At 56.5% G+C, this 26,498-nt stretch carries 20 protein-coding genes; 9 read left to right on the top strand and 11 right to left on the bottom strand.

The genetic code is table 11. The features are described 5' to 3' along the window. Positions 1–70 precede the first annotated feature (70 nt). Complete coding sequence (locus tag IM271_RS11925) at positions 71–1,090, top strand: NAD(P)-dependent alcohol dehydrogenase (protein ID WP_028014580.1); 1,020 nt, start codon at positions 71–73, stop codon at positions 1,088–1,090. 46 nt (positions 1,091–1,136) lie between these two features. On the opposite strand, the gene IM271_RS11920 is transcribed toward IM271_RS11925, so the two are convergent. Continuing rightward, complete coding sequence (locus IM271_RS11920; RefSeq protein WP_193052642.1) at positions 1,137–2,774, bottom strand: dihydroxyacetone kinase subunit DhaK; 1,638 nt, start codon at positions 2,772–2,774, stop codon at positions 1,137–1,139. Positions 2,775–2,911: 137 nt separating this feature from the next. Between IM271_RS11920 and IM271_RS11915 the strand changes: the two genes are divergently transcribed. Then, complete coding sequence (locus IM271_RS11915; protein ID WP_193052641.1) at positions 2,912–4,414, top strand: helicase HerA-like C-terminal domain-containing protein; 1,503 nt, start codon at positions 2,912–2,914, stop codon at positions 4,412–4,414. Here the strand turns inward: IM271_RS11915 and IM271_RS11910 are convergent. Next, a complete protein-coding gene (locus IM271_RS11910) occupies positions 4,394–5,335 on the bottom strand; it encodes a TIGR01212 family radical SAM protein (protein WP_193052662.1) in 942 nt (313 codons plus the stop codon). The two genes, IM271_RS11915 and IM271_RS11910, sit on opposite strands and share 21 nt — an antisense overlap. 687 nt (positions 5,336–6,022) lie before the next feature. Here IM271_RS11910 and gltB point away from each other — a divergent pair. The 4 genes from gltB (at position 6,023) to IM271_RS11890 (ending at position 14,620) form a co-directional block, all read left to right on the top strand. Then, positions 6,023–10,483, top strand: a complete 4,461-nt coding sequence (gltB, locus tag IM271_RS11905; RefSeq protein ID WP_059357189.1) for a glutamate synthase large subunit — start codon at positions 6,023–6,025, stop codon at positions 10,481–10,483. Positions 10,484–10,492: 9 nt separating this feature from the next. Beyond that, complete coding sequence (gene gltD / locus IM271_RS11900) at positions 10,493–11,911, top strand: glutamate synthase subunit GltD (RefSeq protein WP_041907852.1); 1,419 nt, start codon at positions 10,493–10,495, stop codon at positions 11,909–11,911. Between the two features lie 188 nt (positions 11,912–12,099). Next, entirely contained in the window at positions 12,100–13,350 is a 1,251-nt protein-coding gene (gene codB / locus IM271_RS11895) for a cytosine permease (RefSeq protein ID WP_193052640.1), read from the top strand. Further along, positions 13,340–14,620, top strand: a complete 1,281-nt coding sequence (locus IM271_RS11890; protein WP_193052639.1) for a cytosine deaminase — start codon at positions 13,340–13,342, stop codon at positions 14,618–14,620. The genes codB and IM271_RS11890 overlap by 11 nt, the downstream gene beginning before the upstream one ends. A 90-nt stretch (positions 14,621–14,710) precedes the next feature. Here IM271_RS11890 and IM271_RS11885 read toward each other — a convergent pair whose 3' ends face one another. From IM271_RS11885 to zapE, 8 genes are all read right to left on the bottom strand, one after another. Continuing rightward, complete coding sequence (locus IM271_RS11885; protein ID WP_193052638.1) at positions 14,711–16,201, bottom strand: MFS transporter; 1,491 nt, start codon at positions 16,199–16,201, stop codon at positions 14,711–14,713. Between the two features lie 65 nt (positions 16,202–16,266). Next, positions 16,267–17,160 (bottom strand): N-acetylneuraminate lyase, encoded by an 894-nt coding sequence (nanA, locus tag IM271_RS11880; protein ID WP_193052637.1) that lies wholly within the window; start codon positions 17,158–17,160, stop codon positions 16,267–16,269. Between the two features lie 122 nt (positions 17,161–17,282). Further along, positions 17,283–18,065, bottom strand: coding sequence for a transcriptional regulator NanR (nanR, locus tag IM271_RS11875; protein WP_045260455.1), 783 nt, complete (start codon positions 18,063–18,065; stop codon positions 17,283–17,285). A gap of 102 nt (positions 18,066–18,167) precedes the next feature. Continuing rightward, the gene (gene sspB, locus IM271_RS11870; protein WP_028014588.1) at positions 18,168–18,668 is read right to left on the bottom strand and encodes a ClpXP protease specificity-enhancing factor; all 501 of its coding nucleotides are present in this window, start codon (positions 18,666–18,668) and stop codon (positions 18,168–18,170) included. Positions 18,669–18,673: 5 nt separating this feature from the next. Next, the gene (gene sspA / locus IM271_RS11865; RefSeq protein ID WP_028014589.1) at positions 18,674–19,312 is read right to left on the bottom strand and encodes a stringent starvation protein SspA; all 639 of its coding nucleotides are present in this window, start codon (positions 19,310–19,312) and stop codon (positions 18,674–18,676) included. Between the two features lie 307 nt (positions 19,313–19,619). After that, positions 19,620–20,012, bottom strand: coding sequence for a 30S ribosomal protein S9 (gene rpsI, locus IM271_RS11860; RefSeq protein WP_003860436.1), 393 nt, complete (start codon positions 20,010–20,012; stop codon positions 19,620–19,622). A gap of 15 nt (positions 20,013–20,027) precedes the next feature. Further along, a complete protein-coding gene (gene rplM / locus IM271_RS11855) occupies positions 20,028–20,456 on the bottom strand; it encodes a 50S ribosomal protein L13 (RefSeq protein ID WP_006178824.1) in 429 nt (142 codons plus the stop codon). A gap of 292 nt (positions 20,457–20,748) precedes the next feature. Continuing rightward, entirely contained in the window at positions 20,749–21,873 is a 1,125-nt protein-coding gene (gene zapE / locus IM271_RS11850) for a cell division protein ZapE (protein ID WP_041907841.1), read from the bottom strand. A gap of 189 nt (positions 21,874–22,062) precedes the next feature. On the opposite strand from zapE, the gene zapG reads away from it, so the two are divergent. The 3 genes from zapG to degS all read left to right on the top strand — a co-directional run bounded on the left by zapG (position 22,063) and on the right by degS (position 25,159). Continuing rightward, complete coding sequence (gene zapG / locus IM271_RS11845) at positions 22,063–22,461, top strand: Z-ring associated protein ZapG (RefSeq protein WP_010436126.1); 399 nt, start codon at positions 22,063–22,065, stop codon at positions 22,459–22,461. Between the two features lie 170 nt (positions 22,462–22,631). After that, positions 22,632–23,999, top strand: a complete 1,368-nt coding sequence (degQ, locus tag IM271_RS11840) for a serine endoprotease DegQ (RefSeq protein WP_041907839.1) — start codon at positions 22,632–22,634, stop codon at positions 23,997–23,999. A 92-nt stretch (positions 24,000–24,091) separates the two neighbouring features. Further along, complete coding sequence (degS, locus tag IM271_RS11835) at positions 24,092–25,159, top strand: outer membrane-stress sensor serine endopeptidase DegS (RefSeq protein ID WP_028014593.1); 1,068 nt, start codon at positions 24,092–24,094, stop codon at positions 25,157–25,159. A gap of 88 nt (positions 25,160–25,247) precedes the next feature. Here the strand turns inward: degS and mdh are convergent, their stop codons facing one another. Beyond that, entirely contained in the window at positions 25,248–26,186 is a 939-nt protein-coding gene (gene mdh, locus IM271_RS11830; RefSeq protein WP_028014594.1) for a malate dehydrogenase, read from the bottom strand. Between the last annotated feature and the right edge of the window lie 312 nt (positions 26,187–26,498).

Genomic DNA, 26,498 nt, shown 5'->3' with positions numbered 1-26,498 from the left:
CCCCTTCTGTTAAGCGGCTGTAAACTGAATGCTCTACACTCTCAGTTCACACCACAACGGGGGAAATACGATGTCGAAGATAAAAAGCTACGCCGCACCGCAGGCGGGTGCAGAACTTGAGCTGTACGAGTACGATGCGGGCGAACTAAAAGCAGAAGACGTCGAAGTACAGGTTGATTACTGCGGGGTCTGCCACTCAGATCTCTCGATGATCGACAACGAATGGGGCTTCTCCAGCTATCCGCTGGTTGCCGGGCACGAAGTGATTGGCCGCGTCGTCGCGCTCGGCAGCGCCGCGCAGGACAAAGGGCTGAAGGTTGGCCAGCGCGTGGGCATTGGCTGGACAGCACGCAGCTGCGGCCACTGCGACGCCTGTATCAGCGGCAACCAGATCAACTGCCTTGAAGGCGCAGTGCCCACCATCCTGAACAAGGGCGGTTTTGCCGATAAGCTGCGCGCCGACTGGCAATGGGTCATCCCGCTGCCGGACAGCATTGATATTGAATCTGCTGGTCCACTGCTGTGCGGCGGGATCACCGTCTTTAAACCGCTGCTGATGCACCACGTCACCGCCACCAGCCGCGTGGGCGTGATCGGTATCGGCGGTCTGGGCCATATCGCCATCAAGCTGCTGCACGCGATGGGCTGTGAAGTGACGGCGTTTAGCTCGAACCCGGCGAAGGAGAAAGAAGTGCTGGCAATGGGCGCGGACAAAGTCGTGAACAGCCGCGATCCGGACGCGCTGAACGCGCTGGCTGGGCAGTTTGACCTGATCATCAACACCGTGAACGTCGATCTCAACTGGCAGCCGTACTTTGAAGCGCTGGCCTACGGCGGTAACTTCCACACCGTGGGTGCGGTGATGAAGCCGCTGCCGGTTCCGGCCTTTACCCTGATCGGCGGGGATCGCAGCGTGTCAGGCTCCGCGACCGGTACGCCATACGAGCTGCGCAAGCTGATGAAGTTTGCCGGCCGCACCAAAGTGACGCCGACCACCGAGCTGTATCCGATGTCGAAAATTAACGAAGCCATCCAGCACGTGCGCGACGGCAAAGCCCGTTATCGCGTGGTGTTGAAAGCGGATTTCTGATGTGAGTTTGCCGGGTGGCGGCTTCGCCTGACCCGGCCTACTTTTGCTACTGCGCCAATATATTAAACACTTCCGCCACCGCGACCGCCCCCGGGTCCATTACCCCATCCAGATTCTCTTTATTCACATACGATGAGCGCCCTGCTCCGGCTTTCGCCATTTTCGCCGTTGCCTCCGCTCCCTGCTGCGCAGCGTGCGCTGCCGCCTGAAGATCTTTTTTCTTCAAGGCTTCCAGCGCCGGTTGCAGCGCATCGATCAGCGTACGATCGCCGAGATCTGCCCCGCCATACTGCTTCATCTGCGCCAGTCCGCTCAGCAATGCTTCAGGTAGCGGCTGTCCATCGTGAAGCTTTTGCCCCGCCGCCGTGAAGAAGATCGACATGAGTACACCGCTCGATCCGCCCATCACCGTGGCCAGTCGTTCCCCCACCAGCAACAGCAGCTTAGGCACGTCATTCAGCGGGAGAGTGTTTTCTTCCAGGCGCTGCGCAATATCCCGTGCACCTTGCGCAAACGTAGAGCCGGTATCGCCATCGCCCACTTTGGCATCCAGCGCATTCAGGCGGTTTTCAAGCTGTATGAGCGTCTTCGTCACCTGTGAAACAGACTCCTTCACCTGCGGATTGTCGGACGCGGCATATTCCACGCTATCGTGAATAGCGCTTTGCGGAACGGTACGCAGAGGGGCAAACGCCACAGGCTTCTGCCAGCCCAGCGTCTCGACCTCGGCGTGAATCGCCTTTTCAAAGTAATCGTTGAGCTTTAGCAGCGTCAGAGAAAAGCCCTTCATATCCAGCGCGCTCACCAGCGGCGCAGGGCCAATCAGGTACGCAATATTCTCTTTCAGCGCTGAATGTGCCAGCTCTTTGGTGAGAAGAGCCATCTCCAGCGCGGACACGCCGCCGAGGTTGTTGATCAGTACCGCGAAACGCCCCTCGCCCGCCTGCGCTTTGAGCGGCGTCACCAGCGTGTCGATAATCGCTTTACTGTTTTGCGTATCAACCACCGAGGCACCCGGCTCCCCGTGGATCCCCAGCCCCAGCTCGACATGGCCCTGCTTGATGCGCCCCTCTTCATCGTCGCTGCCCGGCAGGTTGCAGGTTTGCATCGCAACGCCCAGGCTCCAGAGGTTATCGCAGGCCTGCTGCGCAATATCCCGCACCTCGCTCAGCGATTTTCCTTGCTCCGCTGCATAGCCCGCAATCTTGTGCACCAGCGCCGTGCCGGCAATGCCGCGCGGCTGCTTGTTGCCGGGCAGCGCGATATCGTCCGCCACAATCACCATCTCGACCTTCAGGCCGTAGCGTTTGGCCTTTTCTGCCGCCAGGCCAAAGTTAAGCCGGTCACCGGTATAGTTTTTGACGATCAGCAGGCAGCCGCGATCGCCCGTCACCGCCACAATAGCGTTCAGCACCGCATCCACGCTCGGGGAGGCGAACAGATCGCCACACACTGCCGCCGTCAGCATGCCTTTACCGACAAATCCGGCGTGCGCCGGTTCGTGCCCGGAGCCACCGCCGGAGATCACCGCCACGCGGCTTTTATCCCAGTCGCCGCGGGCGACAACCCTGATAGCTGGATCGATATCAAGTTTGACGAGATTCGCATGTGGCGCAGAAAGCAGTATGCCTTCAATGGCGTCATTGACCAGCTGTTTGCGATCGTTAAAGAAGAATCTGGACATTGTTTTCCACTATTTTATGAACCGTATGCAAAAGCATAGTCCGCGCTGGACAATGCGCCGCAAAGTCAGCAATTTACTCAACCATTTTGCCGTCAGGTTGCCTATACTCCACCCAGGACTAAGAGAGGAAGCGCATCATGAGTACACCATTGTTAATTGCCCGGACGCTGGAAAAAGAGCTGTATCTACTGCCCGCGATGGCGAACCGCCACGGTCTGATTACCGGCGCCACCGGCACAGGGAAAACAGTCACTCTCCAGAAGCTGGCGGAGTCACTTTCAGAGATTGGCGTGCCGGTCTTTATGGCTGACGTAAAAGGCGATTTAACCGGTGTGGCTCAGCAGGGTACCGCTTCTGAAAAACTGCTCGAACGACTGAAGAATATTGGCATTACGGACTGGACGCCGCACGGCAACCCGGTGGTGGTCTGGGACATCTTCGGTGAGAAAGGCCACCCGGTACGCGCCACCGTTTCCGATCTCGGCCCGCTGCTGCTGGCCCGCCTGCTCAACCTCAACGACGTGCAGTCCGGGGTGCTGAATATTATCTTCCGTATCGCCGACGATCAGGGGCTGCTGCTGCTCGATTTCAAAGATCTGCGCGCCATTACCCAGTACATCGGCGATAACGCCAAATCCTTCCAGAACCAGTACGGCAATATCAGCAGCGCCTCTGTCGGTGCCATTCAGCGTGGGCTACTGACGCTGGAGCAGCAGGGCGCCGAACACTTCTTCGGCGAGCCGATGCTGGATATCAAAGACTGGATGCGCACCGACAGCAGCGGCAAAGGCATCATCAACATTCTGAGTTCAGAGAAGCTCTACCAGATGCCAAAGCTTTACGCCGCCAGCCTGCTGTGGATGCTCTCCGAACTGTACGAGCAGTTACCTGAAGCGGGCGATCTGGAAAAACCCAAACTGGTCTTCTTCTTTGACGAAGCACACCTGCTGTTTAACGACGCGCCGCAGGTGCTGCTGGATAAAATTGAACAGGTTATCCGCCTGATCCGCTCCAAAGGGGTCGGCGTCTGGTTTGTGTCGCAAAACCCGTCGGATATTCCTGACAATGTGCTGGGCCAGCTTGGTAACCGCGTGCAGCACGCCCTGCGCGCCTTTACGCCGAAGGATCAGAAAGCGGTGAAAGCCGCCGCGCAAACCATGCGTGCCAATCCGGCCTTTGATACCGAAGCCGCGATTCAGGCGCTGGGCACCGGTGAAGCGCTGATCTCGTTCCTGGATGCCAAGGGCAGCCCGTCCGTGGTGGAACGCGCAATGGTGATCGCGCCCTGCTCGCGCATGGGGCCGGTTACCGACGATGAACGTAACAGCCTGATTAATCACTCCCCGGTGTACGGCAAGTATGAAGACGAGGTGGATCGGGAGTCTGCGTTCGAGATGCTGCAAAAAGGGGTACAGGCAACCACCGAATCGCAGGATGCTCCACCCGCTAAGGGCCTGTCAGTCGCAGTGGATGACGGCATTCTCGGCGGGCTAAAAGACATTTTGTTTGGCACAACCGGGCCGCGCGGCGGCAAGCGCGACGGCGTGGTACAGACCATGGCGAAAAGCGCCGCGCGGCAGGTCACCAGTCAGATTGTGCGCGGTATGCTGGGGAGTCTGCTAGGCGGCCGCCGTCGGTAGACGGGGAACCCACGGACGGCCCAGCGCCGAACCCTGTACGCCGTTTTCCTGAAGATAGCGGTCGATTTCCACCATCCCCGTCCACCGGTTCTCGCACCAGAGCGGTGCCAGAAGCGTTGGACGGCGGGCGCTGGCGGAGATGCGGTGGTAGACAATCTCCGGCGGCGTGTGGCGAATCATCTCTCCCGCCGTCACCGTATAGTCGTCGAGTTCGATACTGCTTAACCGACCGGCTTCCCAGGCTTTCGCCATTATGCTTCCCTTCACGATATGCAGCGGGTGCAGCTTAATGCCGTCTACGCCGGTTTCCACGACTTTTTCCAGCGTCTCCAGGCTGTGTTGCTGCCCTTCTCCGGTCAAGCCGACAATCAGATGCGAACAGACTTTCAGGCCACGCTCGCGGGCGAGACGCGTGGTGCGCTGGTAGCAGGCGAAATCATGCCCACGATTGATACGGTGCAGGGTTTTATCGTGCGCGGTCTGCAGGCCCAGCTCCAGCCAGATCTCATAGCCCTTCTCTCTGTACTCGCTAAGTAAATCCAGCACCGCCTCCGGTACGCAGTCCGGGCGCGTACCCACGCACAGCCCGACAATGTTAGCCTGAGCGACCGCCTGCTGATACATCGAGCGTAATACCTGAACCTCCGCCCACGTGCTGGTGTAGGCCTGGAAATAGGCCAGATACTGCTTCGCGCGGTTCACCAGGCTGGCCTGATGGGCGAGCTGTTCCGCGATAGATTTATGCTGCTGAGCTTCGTCAGCAAACGACGCAACGTTACAGAAGGTGCAGCCGCCGCGCCCGATGGTGCCGTCGCGATTCGGGCAGCTAAAGCCGCCGTGCAGCGTCAGCTTATGCACCTTTTGACCGTACCGCTGCAAAAGATCCCCACCAAACATATTGACTAATTTCTGTAACTGCATAATCTGATAGACCGTCCCGAAGAAAGGGGACAAGCCTGCCATTTTTAGCCTCTGTCGGCGATGACCTAGATCAATCGCCCTGGACGGCCTTTATCCATTTGAATAAATAATCACGATTACCGAGATTTCATTCACCCGCCACGTAATTACTTTTCCTTATGTTCTGATGGTTTTTTTCATTTATAGCGCCAGGACTGAAAAACAGTGATTTTATGCGGGTTCGAAGACTGCGCCAGATTATTATTCTGCCATAAATCCGCATTTCAGCACGCTGCATCAATAATACCGCTTTCATATAGTGAGTCAGATCACACTCCCCTGCACCTTCCTGGCGCTTTCAGTGGTTGTAAAATTAGTAAAATAACCAATAAAAACAAAATGATAATTACGCTTTAGCACATTTTTGTATAAATAAGATTGCCATTTGACCTGTGTACCAATTCCCGATAAGTTGGAAATCCGCTGGAAGCTTTCTGGATGAGCGGCCTGCTCATCATATTTATGCAGTAATTGAGATTCCCTCTGAAGCAAGTCCTCAAACTTGTTTACCTGCGCGAAAGGATGAAAAAGAGGGCGAATGCGAGGTCCGCGTATGAAACGCTAACCCCGTCGCCATGCTCTTTCTGCGCCTGTGCGCCACGGTAAAGTTCAGTGGGAAGCCCGACGAGCCTGGGGAGGTTCACTGATATGTTGTACGATAAATCCCTTGAGAAGGATAACTGTGGTTTCGGCCTGATCGCCCACATAGAAGGCGAACCTAGCCACAAGGTAGTGCGTACCGCTATTCACGCACTGGCCCGTATGCAGCACCGTGGCGCCATCCTGGCCGATGGTAAAACCGGCGACGGTTGCGGCCTGCTGCTGCAAAAACCGGATCGTTTCTTCCGCATCGTGGCGGAAGAGCGCGGCTGGCGTTTAGCCAAAAACTACGCTGTCGGCATGCTGTTCCTGAATCAGGATCCTGAAAAGGCTGCCGCCTCACGCCGCATCGTTGAAGAAGAACTTCAGCGCGAAACCCTGTCGATTGTCGGCTGGCGCGATGTGCCAACCAACGAAGGGGTACTCGGTGAAATCGCCCTCTCCTCGCTGCCTCGTATTGAGCAGATTTTCGTTAACGCGCCTGCGGGCTGGCGTCCGCGCGATATGGAACGCCGTCTGTTTATCGCCCGTCGCCGCATTGAAAAACGTCTCCAGGACGATAAAGAGTTCTACGTCTGTAGCCTCTCTAACCTGGTGAACATCTATAAAGGTCTGTGTATGCCGGCTGACCTGCCGCGCTTCTACCTGGACCTGGCGGACCTGCGTCTGGAATCGGCCATTTGCCTGTTCCACCAGCGCTTCTCCACCAACACCGTACCACGCTGGCCGCTGGCTCAGCCGTTCCGCTACCTGGCGCACAACGGCGAGATCAACACCATCACCGGCAACCGCCAGTGGGCGCGTGCTCGTACCTATAAGTTCCAGACCCCTCTGATCCCTGACCTGCACGATGCCGCGCCGTTCGTGAACGAAACCGGCTCTGACTCCAGCTCCATGGACAACATGCTGGAACTGCTGCTGGCGGGCGGGATGGATATCGTGCGCGCCATGCGTCTGCTCGTGCCGCCGGCCTGGCAAAACAACCCGGATATGGATCCGGAGCTGCGCGCGTTCTTCGACTTTAACTCCATGCACATGGAGCCGTGGGACGGTCCGGCAGGTATCGTGATGTCCGACGGTCGCTTCGCTGCCTGTAACCTGGACCGTAACGGTCTGCGTCCGGCGCGCTACGTCATCACCAAAGACAAGCTCATCACCTGCGCCTCTGAAGTGGGGATCTGGGATTACCAGCCTGACGAAGTGGTCGAGAAAGGCCGCGTCGGTCCGGGCGAGCTGATGGTGATCGATACCCGCGGCGGCCGTATTCTGCACTCTGCGGAAACCGATAACGATCTGAAAAGCCGCCATCCGTATAAAGAGTGGATGGCGAAAAACGTCCGTCGCCTGGTGCCGTTCGAAGATCTGTCTGACGACGAAGTGGGCAGCCGCGAGATGGACGACGATACCCTCGCGAGCTTCCAAAAGCAGTTTAACTACAGCGCGGAAGAGCTGGACTCGGTTATTCGCGTGCTCGGCGAAAACGGCCAGGAAGCGGTCGGCTCGATGGGTGACGATACCCCGTTCGCCGTGCTCTCCAGCCAGCCGCGCATTATTTACGACTATTTCCGTCAGCAGTTTGCGCAGGTGACCAACCCGCCAATCGATCCGCTGCGTGAAGCCCACGTGATGTCGCTGGCCACCAGCATCGGCCGTGAGATGAACGTCTTCTGCGAAGCCGAAGGCCAGGCGCACCGTCTGACCTTTAAATCGCCGATCCTGCTGTTCTCTGATTTTAAACAGCTCACCACCATGACCGAGGAGCACTACCGCGCCGACACGCTCGATATCACCTTCGACGTGACCGAAACGAGCCTCGAAGAGACGGTGAATGCGCTGTGTGACAAAGCCGAGCAGATGGTGCGTAACGGCACCGTTCTGCTGGTGCTGTCTGACCGTAACATTGCGAAAAACCGTCTGCCGGTGCCTGCGCCAATGGCGGTGGGGGCTATCCAGACGCGTCTGGTCGACAAGAGCCTGCGCTGCGACGCCAACATCATTGTGGAAACCGCCAGCGCCCGCGATCCGCACCACTTTGCCGTGCTGTTAGGCTTTGGTGCGACGGCGATCTACCCGTACCTGGCCTACGAAACGCTGGCCCGCCTGGTAGACACCCGCGCCATCGACAAAGATTACCGCACGGTGATGCTGAACTACCGTAACGGCATCAACAAAGGCCTGTACAAGATCATGTCCAAAATGGGCATCTCGACCATTGCCTCTTACCGCTGCTCGAAGCTGTTTGAAGCGGTCGGCCTGCACGACGACGTCGCCAACCTCTGCTTCCAGGGCGTGGTCAGCCGCATCGGCGGGGCCGGTTTTGCTGACTTCCAGCAGGATCTGGTGAACCTGTCGAAGCGCGCCTGGCTGGCACGTAAGCCGCTGGAACAGGGCGGCCTGCTGAAATACGTTCACGGCGGCGAATATCACGCCTACAACCCGGACGTGGTGCGCACGCTGCAACAGGCGGTACAGAGCGGCGAATACAGCGATTATCAGCAGTATGCCGAGTTGGTGAACAACCGTCCGGCAGCGACGCTGCGCGACCTTATTGCCCTCAATCCGGGCGATGAAGCGGTCAGCGTTGACGAAGTTGAGCCTGCATCCGAGCTGTTCAAACGCTTCGATACCGCGGCGATGTCCATCGGCGCGCTGAGCCCGGAAGCGCACGAAGCGCTGGCGGAAGCCATGAACAGCATCGGCGGCAACTCCAACTCCGGCGAGGGCGGTGAAGATCCGGCCCGTTACGGCACCAACAAAGTGTCGCGCATCAAGCAGGTGGCGTCCGGCCGCTTTGGCGTAACCCCTGCCTACCTGGTTAACGCCGACGTGATCCAGATTAAGGTCGCTCAGGGTGCAAAACCGGGCGAAGGCGGTCAGCTGCCGGGTGATAAAGTCACCCCGTACATCGCCAAACTGCGCTACTCGGTGCCGGGCGTGACGCTGATTTCCCCGCCGCCGCACCACGATATCTACTCTATCGAGGACTTAGCGCAGCTCATTTTCGACCTGAAACAGGTCAACCCGAAAGCGATGATCTCCGTGAAGCTGGTTTCCGAGCCGGGCGTCGGCACCATCGCCACCGGCGTGGCGAAAGCCTATGCGGATCTGATCACCATTGCCGGCTATGACGGCGGTACCGGCGCAAGCCCGCTCTCCTCCGTGAAATACGCGGGCTGCCCGTGGGAGCTTGGCCTGGTGGAAACCCAGCAGGCGCTGGTGGCTAACGGTCTGCGTCACAAGATCCGTTTGCAGGTGGACGGCGGTCTGAAAACCGGCCTCGACATCATCAAAGCGGCGATTCTGGGTGCGGAAAGCTTCGGCTTCGGTACCGGCCCGATGGTTGCGCTCGGCTGTAAATACCTGCGTATTTGCCACCTGAACAACTGCGCAACCGGCGTTGCAACCCAGGACGAGAAGCTGCGTAAGAATCACTATCACGGCCTGCCGTTCAAGGTGACTAACTACTTTGACTTCATCGCCCGTGAAACCCGCGAGCTGATGGCGCAGCTGGGCGTGAAGCGTCTGGTGGATCTGATTGGCCGTACCGACCTGCTGAAAGAGCTGGAAGGCTTCACCGCCAAGCAGCAGAAGCTGGAGCTCTCTAAGCTGCTGGAAACGGCTGAGCCGCATCCTGGCAAAGCGGTTTACTGCACCGAGAACAACCCGCCGTTCGACAACGGCGTGCTGAACGCGCAGCTGCTGCAACAGGCGAAGCCGTATGTGGACGAGAAACAGAGCAAAACGTTCTGGTTTGATATCCGCAACACCGACCGTTCTGTCGGCGCGTCCCTCTCCGGTTACATCGCGCAAACGCACGGTGACCAGGGGCTGGCATCGGATCCGATTACCGCGCACTTCAGCGGTACCGCGGGCCAGAGCTTCGGCGTGTGGAACGCCGGCGGCGTTGAGTTATACCTGACCGGCGATGCCAACGACTACGTCGGCAAAGGCATGGCGGGCGGTCTGCTGGCGGTGCGTCCTCCGGTCGGTTCAGCCTTCCGCAGCCATGAAGCCAGCATCATCGGCAACACCTGTCTGTACGGTGCGACCGGCGGTCGTCTGTTTGCCGCGGGCCGTGCGGGCGAACGTTTTGCGGTGCGTAACTCCGGTGCCATTACCGTGGTGGAAGGCATCGGCGATAACGGCTGCGAATACATGACGGGCGGAATTGTGTGCGTCCTGGGTAAAACCGGCGTGAACTTTGGCGCCGGCATGACGGGCGGTTTTGCCTACGTGCTGGATGAAGACGGTGAGTTCCGCAAGCGCGTGAACCCGGAACTGGTGGAAGTGCTGGACGTTGATTCGCTGGCCATTCATGAAGAACACCTGCGCGGTTTGATTACCGAACACGTGCAGCATACCGGTTCTTCGCGCGGCGAAGAGATCCTGGCGAACTGGCCAGCGTTCTCTGCGAAATTCGCGCTGGTTAAGCCGAAGTCCAGCGATGTTAAAGCCCTGTTGGGCCACCGTAGTCGTAGCGCAGCAGAGCTGCGCGTGCAGGCGCAGTAAGGAATTCAGATGAGCCAGAACGTATACCAGTTTATCGACCTTCAGCGTGTTGATCCGCCAAAGAAACCGCTGAAGATCCGTAAAATTGAATTTGTTGAAATCTATGAGCCGTTTTCAGAAGGCCAGGCCAAAGCACAGGCAGACCGCTGCCTGTCCTGCGGTAACCCTTACTGCGAATGGAAATGTCCGGTCCATAACTACATTCCGAACTGGCTGAAGCTGGCCAACGAAGGGCGTATTTTTGAAGCCGCCGAGCTCTCTCACCAGACCAACACCCTGCCGGAAGTGTGCGGCCGCGTGTGTCCTCAGGATCGCCTGTGCGAAGGCTCCTGTACGCTGAACGACGAGTTTGGCGCGGTGACCATCGGCAACATCGAACGCTATATCAACGATAAAGCGTTCGAGATGGGCTGGCGTCCAGATATGACCGGCGTGAAGCAAACCGACAAGCGCGTGGCGATCGTCGGCGCGGGTCCAGCAGGCCTGGCCTGTGCGGACGTGCTGACACGCAACGGCGTGAAGGCGGTGGTTTTTGACCGTCACCCGGAAATCGGCGGTCTGCTGACCTTCGGTATCCCGGCATTCAAGCTGGAAAAAGAGGTAATGACCCGCCGCCGTGAAATCTTCACCGGCATGGGCATTGAGTTCAAACTCAACACCGAAGTGGGCCGCGACGTGCAGCTCGACGATCTGCTGAAGGATTACGACGCCGTGTTCCTGGGCGTGGGTACCTATCAGTCCATGCGCGGTGGTCTTGAGAACGAAGATGCGCCAGGCGTGTACGACGCGCTGCCGTTCCTGATTGCTAACACCAAACAACTGATGGGCTACGGCGAAACTGCCGACGAGCCGTTTGTCAGCATGGAAGGTAAACGCGTTGTCGTGCTGGGCGGCGGTGATACCGCGATGGACTGCGTGCGTACGTCCATTCGTCAGAACGCGGCGCACGTCATCTGTGCTTACCGTCGTGACGAAGAGAACATGCCGGGCTCTAAGCGCGAAGTGAAAAACGCGCGTGAAGAGGGCGTAGAGTTCCAGTTCAACATCCAGCCTCTGGGCATTGAAGTGAACGCCAACGGTAAGGTGAGCGGCGTGAAGATGGCGCGCACGGAGATGGGTGCGCCGGATGCGAAAGGCCGTCGTCGCGCGGAGATCGTGGCTGGCTCTGAGCACGTGATCCCGGCCGACGCCGTGGTGATGGCGTTTGGTTTCCGCCCTCACAGCATGGAGTGGCTGGCGAAGCACAGCGTAGAGCTGGACTCACAGGGCCGCGTGATTGCGCCGGAAGGCAGCGACAACGCCTTCCAGACCAGCAACCCGAAAATCTTCGCCGGTGGCGATATCGTTCGCGGTTCAGACCTGGTGGTTACCGCGATTGCCGAAGGACGTAAAGCGGCTGACGGGATCATGAACTTCCTGGAAGTGTAAGCCCCTCTGACTCCCCGGCAGAAGCATAAAGCGGAACGCCGGGGAGCCTGTTTTCAGTAACCTCCCCTTCAGTTAACGATACCCATTTCCCCACAAATGCAGCGTAAACCCCGGACGTAAACGTTTGTATTGTCGAAAAAAATGGATATTATGCGGCGGATTTTTTGGCCAAAATTCAAGGAGGCGTTGTGTCGCAAGATAACAATTATAGCCAGGGCCCCGTCCCTCTGACGGCGCGGAAAGGCGTGGTTCCACTCACTTTTGTGATGTTAGGGTTAACGTTTTTTTCCGCCAGTATGTGGACCGGAGGCACGCTCGGTACCGGTCTTTCCTATAATGATTTCTTCCTCGCAGTTCTCTTCGGCAATCTCCTCCTCGGTATTTACACTGCTTTTCTTGGCTACATTGGCGCAAAAACCGGCCTCTCAACCCATCTTCTTGCGCGTTACTCGTTCGGTATAAAAGGTTCCTGGCTTCTTTCCATGCTTTTAGGCGGTACGCAGGTAGGATGGTTTGGCGTCGGCGTAGCGATGTTTGCCATCCCGGTGAGTAAAGCCACGGGCATCGACGTGAACATCCTGATTGCGGTTTCCGGCCTGCTGATGACGTTGACCATTTTTTTTGGCATCTCGGCACTGACGATTTTATCCATCATCGCCGTACCCGCTATCGTCATCCTGGGTAGCTATTCCGTCTGGCTGGCGGTGGACGGCGTGGGAGGGTTGGATCACCTCAAATCCATTGTGCCGCAGACGCCGCTCAACTTTTCCAGCGCGCTGGCGCTGGTTGTAGGTTCGTTTATCAGCGCAGGCACGCTGACCGCCGACTTCGTCCGCTTTGGCCGCAATGCTAAAGGTGCCGTTCTGGTAGCGATGGTGGCATTTTTCCTTGGCAACTCGCTGATGTTTATCTTCGGTGCGGCAGGCGCTGCTGCCGTAGGACAGGCCGATATTTCTGACGTGATGATCGCCCAGGGACTGCTGCTGCCGGCGATTGTCGTTCTCGGCCTGAATATCTGGACCACCAATGACAACGCGCTGTACGCCTCTGGTCTGGGTTTCGCCAATATTACTGGCCTTTCCAGCCGTACGCTGTCGGTGGTGAATGGCATTATCGGTACGCTGTGCGCGCTGTGGTTATACAACAACTTCGTTGGCTGGCTGACCTTTCTGTCGGCAGCGATTCCGCCGATTGGCGGGGTGATTATCGCCGACTACCTGATTAATCGCCGCCGCTATGCCAGCTTCGACCACGCAAAATTTGTGTCCGTTAACTGGATTGCCATTTTCTCGGTCGCCCTGGGCGTTGCTGCCGGGCACTACATTCCGGGAATTGTCCCCGTTAACGCAGTATTGGGTGGCGTCTTCAGCTATTTGGTGTTAAACCCATTCGCCAAACGTACCCTTGCTAATCCTTCGGAGGCTTCCCATGCAGAATAATTCCCTCACTATCCGTCAGGCCCGTTTGCAGGGGCAGGAGGGTTTATGGCAGATCACGATTGAGGACGGACGCTTCAGCCGAATCGATCCTCAGGAAACCGCCCCTGCGCCAGTCGGTCATGTGCTGGACGCCGAATGCGGGCTGGTTATCCCTCCTTTCATCGAACCGCATATCCATCTGGATACAACGCAAACGGCGGGTGAACCGAGCTGGAACCAGTCAGGCACCCTTTTCGAAGGCATCGAGCGCTGGGCCGAACGTAAGGCGATGCTCACCCACGAAGACGTTAAAGCTCGCGCGATGCAAACCCTGAAGTGGCAGATCGCCAACGGCATTCAGTACGTACGTACTCACGTTGACGTCTCGGACCCTACCCTTACGGCACTGAAAGCCATGCTGGAGGTGAAGCAGGAAGTCGCCCCGTGGGTCGATATGCAAATTGTGGCATTCCCGCAGGAAGGCATTCTTTCTTATCCGAACGGTGAAGCACTGCTTGAGGAAGCCGTGCGTTTAGGGGCGGATGTCATCGGCGCAATCCCGCACTTTGAATTTACGCGTGAATATGGCGTGGAGTCGCTGCATAAAACGTTTTCCCTGGCCAGAAAGTACGACCGCCTGATCGATGTCCACTGTGACGAAATTGATGATGAACAATCGCGCTTCGTTGAAACCGTTGCAGCCCTGGCACATCGTGACGGAATGGGTTCGCGCGTGACCGCCAGCCATACCACGGCGATGCACTCCTATAATGGCGCGTATACGTCCCGGCTGTTCCGCCTGTTAAAAATGTCAGACATTAACTTCGTGGCAAACCCGCTGGTTAACACGCATTTGCAGGGCCGTTTCGATACCTATCCCAAACGCCGCGGCATTACACGCGTCAAAGAAATGCTGGAAGCGGAGATCAACGTCTGCTTCGGTCATGACGACGTTTTCGATCCGTGGTATCCGCTGGGAACCGCGAATATGCTTCAGGTTCTGCATATGGGACTGCACGTTTGCCAACTGATGGGTTACGGGCAAATAAACGATGGGCTTAACCTGATCACTACCCACAGCGCGAAAACGCTTAATTTGCAGGACTATGGCGTGCGCGTTGGGAATTCAGCAAACCTGGTGATCCTCCCGGCAGAGAATGGGTTTGATGCCGTTCGTCGCCAGACGCCGGCACGATACTCTGTTCGCCACGGCAAGGTGATTGCCGAGACGGTGCCCAGCCAGACAACCTTGCATCTGACGCAGCCGGAAGCGGTGACGTTTAAGCGCTAATTCAGGGTTGGTAACCGCGTGGCACACGTCATCGCGTACATAAAGATATCCTCACGGCGGAGCTAACGCCCTGCCGCTTTTTCCAGCGGATTAACTTTTGCTTTTGGCTAAAGCGTTTTTATCGCCGCCAAACGGGACGGCTCCGCTGAGAGGTTTACCGTCGATGGCGTCGTGGGTTCGAATCGCCTCCGGCCGCAGCCAGCGCTGAACTCGGGACGGCATATCCAGTCCAATCAGCAGGATCACCACAAAGGTCATGCCGAAGGAGAGCGATCCCAGGGCTGTGCCCAGCGCCATATTCTGCGACAGCAGCGCACCAATCACCGGGGCGATCGCCCCGCCCAGCGCGCCGACGTTATAGGTAAAGCCCAGACCCGCCGCACGCTGGTCGGTGTCGAAATAACCACCGATGAGTTTCGGTAAGATCCCCGAGATCCCCTGCCCCAGCATCTGCTGGAAAAAGAGCAGCAGGCCCAGCACCCAGACATTTGCGCCACCGATCGCAAAGACGGGAACGATCAGCAGCTGTGAGGCCAGCAGGCTACAGACGTAGGCCTTCCGGGTGCCCAACCAGTCGCCGAGAAAACCACCCACGCAGCAGCCTACAGCCGCGCCGAAGCCGCTAAAGAACAGCACCTTCGCCACCGTTGACGGATCATAGGCCAGATCGGTTTTCAGATACGTAGGTAACAGCGCCTGAATCGGCCAGGAGTAGAGGAACGCGAAGAGCACGACAACCATCAGCGTGACGCCCGTAGGCCAGCGTTTACCGCTGCTTTGCACCATAAAGCTGATAAACACAATGGCGCACAGCAGGCCGAGAATAACCACCAGCCCGGCGTTGTTGAGTTCGCCGGCAAAGCAGAACCACAGCGCCGTGCCGGCAAACAGCGTCATCGCCATATTGATCAGGCGGTATTTGCCGCGATAAAGAATATCAACCATTGTACGTACCGGCGCCTGACCTTCGTGCTTCGCTTTCCAGTCTTCAGCCTCCGGAATATTTTTCCGCAGCCACAAGGCAAAGACGATGGGCAGGATGCCGATAAAGAACAGCGCTCGCCAGCCCCAGACGGGCACGACAAGGCTGTAGACCTGGGCCGCAACCACGGCACCGATGGAGAAGCCAGAAATCAGAAAACCACTCGCCTTATTGCGCAGGTGTTTCGGCCAGCTTTCGATGACGTAGGTTGCGCTGGAGCCGTATTCCCCCGCCATCCCCATACCAATCACCATGCGGGCGATAAACAGGGTGACGTAACCCGGCGCAAAACCGCAGGCCAGCGTACCGCAGGAGAAGAGTACGATGCTGGTTATCATTGCCAGCTTGCGGCCATAGCGGTCGCCCATGGCGCCCAGCAGCAGGCCGCCGAACCAGCGCGAAATAAAGGCCGCCGAAATGAGGCTCGCCGCTTCCACGGTCGTGAGGCCAAATTCACTTTTAATTTCTGTCAGGACTAAGGCAATCAGGACAAAATCGAAGCCATCAAGCAGATATCCCAGCCAGGCGGCAGAGAAGGCGCGCCACTGAGGGCGGCTTAGATGACGGTACCACGGGATGCTTTGGGTAGACTTACTCATTTCACTCTCCCGACGATTTCTCTGTCGTTTTACCGGATGGCGGCTGCGCCTTATCCGGCAGTGCGTTAGCATTTTTCCGCCATTAACTGCTCCGCAAGCGCCTTCAGCGCCGGCACGAATTTCTCGTCTACAGGGGCAAACGGTTTACGGCACAGCGGCACGGACACCACGTCCATGTAGTGCAGAACCGTTTTCAGACCACGGAAGACCCCGGCTTTAATCAGCAGGTCGATAACCTTGTTGCATTCGCTTTGCAGGCGCTGTGCGGTGGCGTTATCCCCCTCACGAACCGCGTTGGCGATAGCCCGGTAGCGCCAGCCCATAATGTTGTAGGTGCTGCCGATCCCCCCGTCCGCGCCGGCCAGCAGGCCGGAGGCAAAAATTTCGTCATAGCCGTTGTAGAGCACCAGATCCGGATGCTCACGACGGATCTGCTCCATCTGGAACAGATCGCCGGAGGTTTGCTTCAACGCGCCGACGCCGGGCAGCGTCACCAGAGTGTTGATCTGATCCAGGCTTAGCTTCACGCCGCTTAACGCCGGGATGTTGTAGACCACCATCGGCAGACCATCCGCCGAATCAATAATTGCACGGTAGTGATCGCAATGTTCTTCAAAGCTAAAGGGGTAATAAAACGGCGTGACGGCGGACACGGCGTCAAAGCCCAGGCGGGCTGCGGCGGTGGCCAGCTGCTGGCTTTCCGCAGTGCTCACGCAGCCAACGTGGGCAATGAGCGTGATTTTTCCTTTCGCCTCCTCCGCCACGATCTCCATCACCTGCTCGCGTTCAGAAAGGCTTTGGACAAAGGCTTCCCCCGTTGAACCGCCGACATAAAGCCCGTCGATGCCCTGCGCAATATTGAATTGCACCAGACGGCGCAGGCTCTCCTTATCCAGCGCCTGCTGTAGGGTAAACGGAGTCAGAAGTGCGGCCATTACGCCGCGGAGTTGAGTTGCCATAGATACCTCAATCATTCGTGTGTTTTTTATAACGACATACCTTTATACCTGTTATACCAGATCAATTAAGCAGCAGTGGAATACAGAACGCTTATATTGCGATCTGCTTCACTAAAGGATCGTTACTTTTTAGCTTTTGAATGCTGGCCGAAGGCGTGCCAGGTAGCGGAAACGCTGTTGAGGTGAGTTTGCAACGCCCGATCGGCTTCATCGGGATCGCGGCGGCGGATCGCGTCAACGATCGCAATATGCTGGCGATAGCTGGCTGCGTTATGTTGATAAAGCTCTGCATCCGGCACTTTAGGACGCGCCGCGATTAGCCAGTCGAGCAGCGCAACGTGGATCGCGTTGAAGATTGGGTTGCCGGGGATCTCCGCCAGCACGCGGTGAAAATCGACGTCGGATCGAATGAACAGCGCGTTGTCATCCAGGGACTGGCTGTTGATCTCCAGCGCTTTCGTCAGCCGCGCAATCTGATCGTCCGTGGCGTACTCTGCGGCATAACGCACGAGGCTGGATTCAAAGAACAGACGGAGCTGCTCAAAATGGGCAATACCACCGGGCTGGGTCAGAAAATCTTTCGCCATCCCCGACAGCTCGCTGATGATGGTATCGGCAGACGGCAGGGTGACGCGGGCGCGTTCACCGTTGTTAATCTGTACCAGACCTTTACGCTTCAGCGCCGCCAGCGCTTCGCGCACCGAGGGGCGGCCCACGTTGAAGAACGCCATCAGCTCGCGCTCGGAGGGCAGTTGCTCTCCCTGGGCAAATTCCTTCCGGCGGATCATCTGCTCTAGCTCTTCTTCCACCATATCCGACAGCTTTTTGCGCGTCAGCGGTCGGCGACGCAGGCTGCGGCCAAGGGTTTCATCTGAGTTTTCAGCGTTACGATCAGTCGGTTTCATTGCAGTCCGGTGCCATTGAAGGAAAACGCTGCATCATAACACAGGAAATTAGAGGGGGCGAAAAGGGGCAGAAAGCAAAACAGGCCCGTCGGGCCTGTTTGTTTATTTCACAACGCGCAGTGCGGGACGACCACCGCGCGGTGGCGGTTCATCATCGGGACCCTCGTCGTCGTCCTGACGATCGGGCTTGTCGCCATCAATCACAGACATTACCGGGTCGCTTTCGCGTTCATCGGATGCCTCATCGTCATTCAGGCTGGCAACCTCTTCATCATACGCCGCTTCCGGCTCGAACATGGTGCCTGCACCGTTTTCACGGGCGTAGATAGCCAGAACCGCAGCCAGCGGAACGGAAACCTGACGCGGCACGCCGCCGAAACGCGCATTAAAGCGCACTTCGTCGTTTGCCAGCTCCAGGTTACCCACTGCACGTGGCGCAATATTCAGTACAATCTGTCCGTCGCGTGCGTATTCCATTGGAACCTGCACGCCCGGCAACGTCACATCCACAACCAGGTGCGGCGTGAGCTGGTTATCCAGCAGCCATTCATAGAAGGCGCGCAGCAGATACGGACGGCGTGGGGTAAGTTGTGACATTTCCACAGTCATTAGCCTCGGCCGAGACGCATTTCACGTTCCGGTTCAGTTAAAGATGCCAGGAAAGAGTCGCGCTCAAATACGCGAGTCATATAGCCTTTCAGCTCTTTTGCGCCAGGGCCGCTGAACTCAACGCCCAGAATTGGCAGACGCCACAGCAGCGGGGCCAGATAGCAATCCACCAGGCTGAACTCGTCGCTCAGGAAGAACGGTTTCTGACCAAACACAGGGGCAATTGCCAGCAGCTCTTCACGCAGTTGCTTACGCGCAGCGTCGGCTTCAGAAGCGGAGCCGCTGGTAATGACGTTCATCAGCGAGTACCAGTCTTTTTCGATACGCTGCATGTACAGGCGGCTTTCACCACGTGCAACAGGGTAAACAGGCATCAGCGGCGGATGCGGGAAACGCTCATCCAGATATTCCATAATGATACGGGATTCCCACAGGGTCAGCTCGCGATCCACCAGCGTCGGTACGCTTTGGCTCGGGTTGAGATCGATCAGATCCTGAGGCGGGTTATCCTTTTCCACATGCTCGATCTCAAAACTGACACCCTTCTCGGCCAGCACGATACGAACCTGATGGCTATAAATGTCAGTAGGACCAGAAAACAGCGTCATTACCGAACGTTTGTTGGCAGCGACAGCCATGAAAACCTCCAGGTATATTCAGAATTTTTACTGCTACCAGCCCAACGGGGCCAGCCAGATGAAGTATCGCCCATCCCAGAGAAGACACATTGTTCAAGAATCGAACAAAAATCGAGTATTCACCGATATTTGGGCAGAAAATTGGATGATAGTTTACCAGATTTTGATGGCTTTGTGGTGAGGGGATGCCGGAAATGTGGAAAAAGAGAAGATATATGAAATGTTACTGTGGATAACCTGCGCATTATCCATAAAAAAACCCGCCGAAGCGGGTTTTTCGCCAATCGTTCTGCGTAAGCAGAATGGATTAACGTTTGGAGAACTGTGGACGACGACGTGCTTTACGCAGACCCACTTTCTTACGTTCAACCTGACGCGCGTCACGAGTAACGAAGCCAGCTTTACGCAGTTCAGAACGCAGGGATTCGTCGTACTCCATCAGAGCGCGGGTGATACCGTGACGGATCGCACCTGCCTGACCGGAGATACCACCACCTTTAACGGTGATGTACAGATCCAGTTTTTCTACCATATCAACCAGTTCCAGCGGCTGGCGAACTACCATGCGGGCAGTTTCGCGACCGAAGTATTGTTCCAGAGAACGCTGGTTGATTACGATTTTACCACTGCCCGGTTTGATGAAAACGCGAGCTGCGGAACTTTTGCGGCGACCAGTGCCGTAGTATTGATTTTCAGCCATTGCCTATAATCCCGATTAGATGTCAAGAACTTGCGGTTGCTGTGCCGCGTGGTTGTGCTCGTTGCCTGCGTAAACTTTCAGTTTACGGAACATAGCACGACCCAGCGGGCCTTTTGGCAGCATGCCTTTAACCGCGATTTCAATCACACGCTCAGGACGGCGGGCAATCATCTCTTCAAAGGTCGCTTCTTTGATACCACCGATGTGGCCGGTGTGGTGGTAGTACACTTTGTCAGTACGCTTGTTGCCGGTAACAGCAACTTTGTCAGCGTTCAGAACGATGATGTAATCACCAGTATCAACGTGCGGAGTATATTCCGCTTTATGCTTACCGCGCAGGCGACGAGCCAGTTCAGTAGCCAGACGGCCCAGAGTTTTACCGGTCGCGTCAACAACATACCAGTCGCGCTGTACGGTTTCTGGTTTAGCTGTAAAAGTTTTCATTAAAAGCTTACCCAAATAATAAGTTACACGTTGGTGAACACCCAAACGTTTAGTCAGTTGAGGTTCACACGACAAAGTCCGGCAAACCTACCCCTTCGAATAGCACATGCCGACACATAGAAAGTTTCGGGAAAAAAACCTTCTCGTAACGTGGGGTCGCAAGATTATAGAGAAGTTGAGGTCAAAGATCGACCCTTAAATGTGATTTGGAATGGGTTTTTCGGGGGGCGCGTTTGTGCGGTCTGGTGCCCTCACCCTCAGCCCCTCTCCCCGCGGGAGAGGGGAGCATTGATTAGGGCATATGCTCACGCTTGAGATACTCTTCGCTCTGCATCTCTTGCAGGCGCGAGAGGCAGCGCTGGAACTCAAACTTCAGCCGCTCGCCCTGGTAGATCTCATATAAAGGCACCTCGGCGCTGACGACAAGCTTGACGTGGCGCTCGTAAAACTCGTCCACCAGCGCAATGAAGCGCCGCGCTTCGCTCTCCATCAGCCGCGTCATCACCGGCACATCAAGCATCATCACGGTGTGGAACAGGCGCGAAAGCGCAATATAGTCATGCTGGCTGCGGGCATCCACGCAGAGCGTCGCAAAAGAGACTGCCAGCGTCTGGTTTTCTACGCCAAGGGTAGGTAACGGGCGATGGTTAATCTCCAGCGTCGGTGCGTTTTCGCGTTTTGCGCCCGCCAGCGCCAGCCAGAGTTTATCCATCTCGCGAGCGGTATCGGCGTTTAACGGCGAAAGCCACAGGTGCGCCTGCGTTAACGTGCGCAGACGATAATCGACACCGGCATCGACATTCATGATGTCGCAATGCTGTTTGATAGCATCAATAGCCGGCAGGAAACGCGCCCGCTGCAGGCCGTTGCGATAGAGTTCATCCGGCGGGATATTCGACGTGGCAACGAGCGTGATCCCGCGGGCAAACAGCGCTTTCATCAGCCCGCCTAACAGCATGGCGTCGGTAATGTCAGAAACAAAAAACTCATCGAAGCAGAGCACGTCCGTTTCCGCCTTGAACCTGTCAGCCACAATCTCCAGCGGATCGCTTTTGCCCTGCAGCGCTGTAAGCTCTTCATGCACCCGCAGCATAAAGCGATGGAAGTGGAGGCGCTGTTTACGCTCCCCCGGCAGGCTGAGATAAAACAGATCCATCAGCCAGGTTTTTCCGCGACCGACGCCGCCCCACATATATAAACCGCGCACCGGAGCCTGAGCCTGCGGCGCTTTTTTGCCGAGCAGTCGGCCAAACGCCGCTTTGAGCCCACCACTCTGTTCTACTTCAGCAGGTTTTGCCGTGAGCGCCTGATAAATCATCTCCAGACGGTTTACCGCCTCACGTTGAACGTCATCAGGCTGATGAGTACCCTCATTCAGGGCCAGTTGATATCGCGATGCAGGGGACAGGATTTGCATAATCTTATTGTTATTCCTTCAATTAATGCTCATCAGCAGGCTTGACTGATGAAAAAAAGGCCGTTCTACACTACTCGATGATACGTCAGGATTCCACTTCTGCGGAAATAGCGGTTATAGTGGCATTATCAGGCACAGGCAGGAGCCGAGCCAACACCCTACGGAACAACAAGACAACGGGAGAAGTTCATGACCTGGGAATATGCGCTAATCGGTTTAGTCGTCGGCATCGTGATCGGTGCTGTGGCCATGCGTTTCGGCAACCGCAAATTGCGTCAGCAGCAGTCACTGCAGTACGAACTGGAAAAGAATAAAGCAGAGCTGGAAGAGTATCGCGAAGAGCTGGTCAGCCACTTTGCCCGTAGCGCCGAGCTGCTGGACAACATGGCGACCGACTACCGTCAGCTGTATCAGCATATGGCGAAAAGCTCCAGCAGCCTGCTGCCGGAAATGACCGCGGAGACTAACCCGTTCCGCAACCGTCTGGCCGACTCAGAAGCGGGTAACGATCAGGCTCCGGTTCAGATGCCACGCGACTACTCTGACGGAGCGTCCGGCCTGCTGCGCGGTGGCGCAAAACGCGATTAATCGCACAACATAAATATATTTTACGGGCGCATCTCTTGCGCCCGTCCTTTCTTCCCGTCCCCAGCTATTATTTAGTCAAACACCTCATTGTTCAGCGGTATAAAATTCAATAACATCATCATGATTTTGGGCCGTTCTTCTTTCATTCCAGGATACGAGAGTCAGCATCAATGAAGAAAAAAAACCAGCTGTTGAGCGCTATAGCGTTAAGTGTCGGGTTATCTCTCTCGGCGTCCTTCCCTGCCGGTGCGGCGCTGCCTTCGCAGGTGCCGGGACAGGCAGCCACTCCCAGCCTCGCGCCAATGCTGGAAAAAGTGTTGCCCGCGGTCGTGAGCGTTCAGGTAGAAGGCACGGCGGTTCAAAGCCAGCGCGTACCGGAAGAACTGAAAAAATATTTTGGCGATGAGTCCCCCAACCAGCAGGCTCAGCCTTTTGAAGGCCTGGGCTCTGGTGTCATCATTGATGCGGCTAAAGGCTATATCCTGACCAACAATCATGTCATCAGCCAGGCCGATAAAATCAGCGTCCAGCTGAACGATGGTCGTGAATTTGATGCCAAACTCATTGGCGGCGACGATCAGAGCGACATCGCGCTATTGCAGGTGCAGAACCCGAGCAACCTGACCCAGATTGCCATTGCGGATTCCGACAAGCTGCGCGTCGGTGATTTTGCCGTCGCCGTGGGCAATCCCTTTGGTTTAGGTCAAACCGCCACCTCCGGCATAGTCTCGGCGCTGGGACGCAGTGGTCTGAATCTGGAAGGTCTGGAAAACTTCATCCAGACCGATGCCTCAATCAACCGGGGCAACTCCGGCGGGGCATTACTCAACCTTAACGGCGAGCTGATTGGCATTAACACGGCAATTCTGGCTCCGGGCGGCGGCAGCATTGGGATTGGCTTTGCGATCCCGAGCAATATGGCTAAAACGCTGGCGCAGCAGCTAATCCAGTTCGGCGAAGTCAAACGTGGACTGCTGGGTATTAAAGGCATGGAGATGAGCGCGGATATCGCGAAAGCGTTCAATATCAACGTGCAGCGCGGTGCGTTTGTCAGTGAAGTGCTGCCAAACTCCGGTTCGGCAAAAGCAGGCATTAAATCGGGTGATGTGATCGTCAGCCTTAACGACAAGCCGCTGAGCAGCTTTGCTGAACTGCGTTCGCGTATCGCCACCACCGAACCGGGGGCCAAAGTGAAGCTGGGCCTGATCCGTGACGGTAAGCCGCTGAACGTCGAAGTGACGCTGGATAAAAGCACCTCGTCCTCTGCCAGCGCGGAGCTTATCGCCCCGGCGCTGCAAGGGGCAACGCTAAGCGATGGGCAGTTGAAAGACGGTACGAAAGGCATTCGCCTGGACACCGTCGAGAAGAGCAGCCCTGCCGCGCAGGCCGGATTGCATCAGGAAGATGTCATCATTGGCGTGAACCGCAATCGCGTGCAGTCCATTGCCGAACTGCGCAAGGTGCTGGAGAGCAAACCGGCGGTCATTGCCCTGCAGGTCATGCGTGGTAATGAGTCTATCTACATTCTGTTGCGCTAAGCATTTGCGATCCCGGACATCACCGCTGCGTGTGATGTCCGGATAACTCATGTTATGCTGCAAATCGTTCCTTTTTTCACGACACGCGCATCATGCTTTTAAAGCTCTTACGTTCCATTGTCATCGGTTTGATTGTCGCTGGCCTGCTGCTGCTGGCGATGCCGTCTTTGCGTCAGTTTAATAAGCTGTCTGCCCCCCAGTTCGACAGCACGGATGAAACGCCGGCGACCTATAACCAGGCCGTTCGCCGTGCCGCCCCTGCCGTGGTTAACGTTTATAACCGCGGCCTCAACAGCTCAGCACATAACCAGCTTGAGATCCGCACCCTTGGCTCCGGGGTGATTATGGACGAGCGCGGCTACATTATTACGAACAAACACGTGATCAACGATGCCGACCAGATCATCGTCGCCCTGCAGGATGGCCGCGTGTTTGAGGCGTTGCTTGTGGGTTCAGACAGCCTGACCGATCTGGCCGTGCTGAAGATTAACGCCACGGGCGGATTGCCGGTCATTCCGATCAACCGTAAACGTACGCCGCACATCGGCGATGTGGTGCTGGCGATCGGCAACCCGTACAACCTGGGCCAGACCATCACGCAGGGAATTATCAGCGCGACCGGTCGAATTGGCCTCAACCCGTCAGGACGGCAGAACTTCCTGCAGACGGATGCATCAATCAACCACGGCAACTCCGGCGGCGCGCTGGTCAACTCGCTGGGCGAACTGATGGGCATCAACACCCTCTCGTTCGATAAAAGCAACGACGGCGAGACGCCGGAAGGGATCGGCTTTGCTATTCCGTTCCAGCTGGCGACCAAGATTATGGATAAGCTGATCCGCGACGGACGCGTGATCCGCGGCTATATTGGTATCGGCGGGCGCGAAATTGCGCCAATGCATACTCAGGGCGGCGGTATCGATCAGATTCAGGGCATCGTCGTCAACGAGGTGGCACCGGGTGGCCCGGCGGCTAACGCGGGGATTCAGGTTAATGATGTCATCGTGTCGGTCAACGGCACGCCGGCAGTCTCTGCCCTGGAGACGATGGACCAGGTGGCCGAAATTCGCCCTGGCTCGATCATCCCTGTGGAAATCATGCGCAACGATAAGAAAATGACGCTGCACGTGACGATTCAGGAATATCCGGCAACAAACTAGCCCCATAAAAAAACCGAAGCACTTACTGGCTTCGGTTTTTTTGCCGGGTGGCGCTAACGCTTACCCGGCCTACGGGAGACACTTCGTTTTACTTGTTAACGAACTCTTCACCCAGAGTGATATCTTTCTTCAGCGTGTCCAGCATGCCTTCCATCGCGTTTTGCTCAAACGCGCTCAGCGTACCGATAGGCTTACGCTCTTCAATACCGTTTTTGCCCAGCAGCAGCGGCTGAGAGAAGAAGCGGGCATGTTCGCCGTCGCCTTCAACGTAAGCACATTCAACAACGCCTTTCTCGCCCTGCAGAGCGCGAACCAGTGACAGACCGAAACGTGCAGCCGCCTGGCCCATAGACAGGGTTGCAGAACCGCCACCCGCCTTCGCTTCCACCACTTCGGTACCCGCGTTCTGGATTCGTTTGGTCAGGTCAGCCACTTCCTGCTCGGTGAAGCTCACGCCCGGGATCTGCGACAGCAGAGGCAGAATAGTCACGCCAGAGTGGCCGCCGATAACCGGCACTTCCACTTCTGTTGGCTGTTTGCCTTTCAGCTCAGCAACGAAGGTGTTGGAACGGATGATATCCAGCGTGGTCACGCCGAACAGTTTGTTTTTGTCGTACACACCCGCTTTCTTCAGCACTTCGGCTGCGATAGCAACGGTGGTGTTCACCGGGTTAGTGATGATACCGATGCATGCTTTCGGGCACACTTCAGCGATCTGCTGCACCAGGTTTTTCACGATGCCCGCGTTGACGTTGAACAGGTCTGAACGATCCATGCCTGGCTTACGCGCCACGCCTGCAGAAATCAGGACCACGTCAGCACCCTGCAGCGCAGGACGCGCATCTTCACCGGAGAAGCCTTTGATTTTTACAGCGGTCGGGATGTGGCTCAGGTCAACCGCCACGCCTGGGGTTACCGGAGCAATATCGTACAGGGAGAGTTCTGAGCCTGAAGGCAGTTGGGTTTTCAGTAGTAGGGCAAGCGCCTGGCCGATACCACCAGCAGCGCCGAGGACTGCGACTTTCATCCTAAACTCCTTATTATGGTTAACTTAAGTATCTGTAAATCCGTTGCCGCGACCTTAAATCAGCATGTCTTTAATTACAATTTTCGAAGCTAAAGAATTTGAGGTCACACGACTTTATCTCTCACCAGAAAGCTATCTGACGACAGATGGCAACGAATTAAGAGGTGGTTACAATACACCCTGCCACGCCACCAAAACAACATCATTTTGATAACATTTAATTTACTTTTAAGCTTATTTGCGCGGCGTGACCCAGGCATGTTTTCTGATAACGAAATCTGATAAAATCACTCTCTTTCATAACATTATTTC

The sequence above is a fragment of the Enterobacter cloacae complex sp. I3 genome, from assembly GCF_014896175.1.
GTDB classification, from domain to species: Bacteria; Pseudomonadota; Gammaproteobacteria; order Enterobacterales; family Enterobacteriaceae; genus Enterobacter; species Enterobacter bugandensis.
Note: the sequence above shows the minus strand (reverse complement) of the source record. Positions and strands in the feature narration are given on the sequence as shown.

Excerpts from the sequence above, each read along its gene's own strand:
- IM271_RS11890 (WP_193052639.1), top strand. The coding sequence starts at position 13,340 with ATGCAGAATAATTCCCTCACTATCCGTCAGGCCCGTTTGCAGGGGCAG.
- IM271_RS11910 (WP_193052662.1), bottom strand. The coding sequence starts at position 5,335 with ATGCAGTTACAGAAATTAGTCAATATGTTTGGTGGGGATCTTTTGCAG.
- IM271_RS11920 (WP_193052642.1), bottom strand. The coding sequence starts at position 2,774 with ATGTCCAGATTCTTCTTTAACGATCGCAAACAGCTGGTCAATGACGCC.
- zapE (WP_041907841.1), bottom strand. The coding sequence starts at position 21,873 with ATGCAAATCCTGTCCCCTGCATCGCGATATCAACTGGCCCTGAATGAG.
- degS (WP_028014593.1), top strand. The coding sequence starts at position 24,092 with ATGCTTTTAAAGCTCTTACGTTCCATTGTCATCGGTTTGATTGTCGCT.
- rpsI (WP_003860436.1), bottom strand. The coding sequence starts at position 20,012 with ATGGCTGAAAATCAATACTACGGCACTGGTCGCCGCAAAAGTTCCGCA.
- mdh (WP_028014594.1), bottom strand. The coding sequence starts at position 26,186 with ATGAAAGTCGCAGTCCTCGGCGCTGCTGGTGGTATCGGCCAGGCGCTT.
- IM271_RS11925 (WP_028014580.1), top strand. The coding sequence starts at position 71 with ATGTCGAAGATAAAAAGCTACGCCGCACCGCAGGCGGGTGCAGAACTT.
- sspA (WP_028014589.1), bottom strand. The coding sequence starts at position 19,312 with ATGGCTGTCGCTGCCAACAAACGTTCGGTAATGACGCTGTTTTCTGGT.
- degQ (WP_041907839.1), top strand. The coding sequence starts at position 22,632 with ATGAAGAAAAAAAACCAGCTGTTGAGCGCTATAGCGTTAAGTGTCGGG.
- nanA (WP_193052637.1), bottom strand. The coding sequence starts at position 17,160 with ATGGCAACTCAACTCCGCGGCGTAATGGCCGCACTTCTGACTCCGTTT.
- gltB (WP_059357189.1), top strand. The coding sequence starts at position 6,023 with ATGTTGTACGATAAATCCCTTGAGAAGGATAACTGTGGTTTCGGCCTG.
- nanR (WP_045260455.1), bottom strand. The coding sequence starts at position 18,065 with ATGAAACCGACTGATCGTAACGCTGAAAACTCAGATGAAACCCTTGGC.
- gltD (WP_041907852.1), top strand. The coding sequence starts at position 10,493 with ATGAGCCAGAACGTATACCAGTTTATCGACCTTCAGCGTGTTGATCCG.
- rplM (WP_006178824.1), bottom strand. The coding sequence starts at position 20,456 with ATGAAAACTTTTACAGCTAAACCAGAAACCGTACAGCGCGACTGGTAT.
- IM271_RS11885 (WP_193052638.1), bottom strand. The coding sequence starts at position 16,201 with ATGAGTAAGTCTACCCAAAGCATCCCGTGGTACCGTCATCTAAGCCGC.
- zapG (WP_010436126.1), top strand. The coding sequence starts at position 22,063 with ATGACCTGGGAATATGCGCTAATCGGTTTAGTCGTCGGCATCGTGATC.
- IM271_RS11915 (WP_193052641.1), top strand. The coding sequence starts at position 2,912 with ATGAGTACACCATTGTTAATTGCCCGGACGCTGGAAAAAGAGCTGTAT.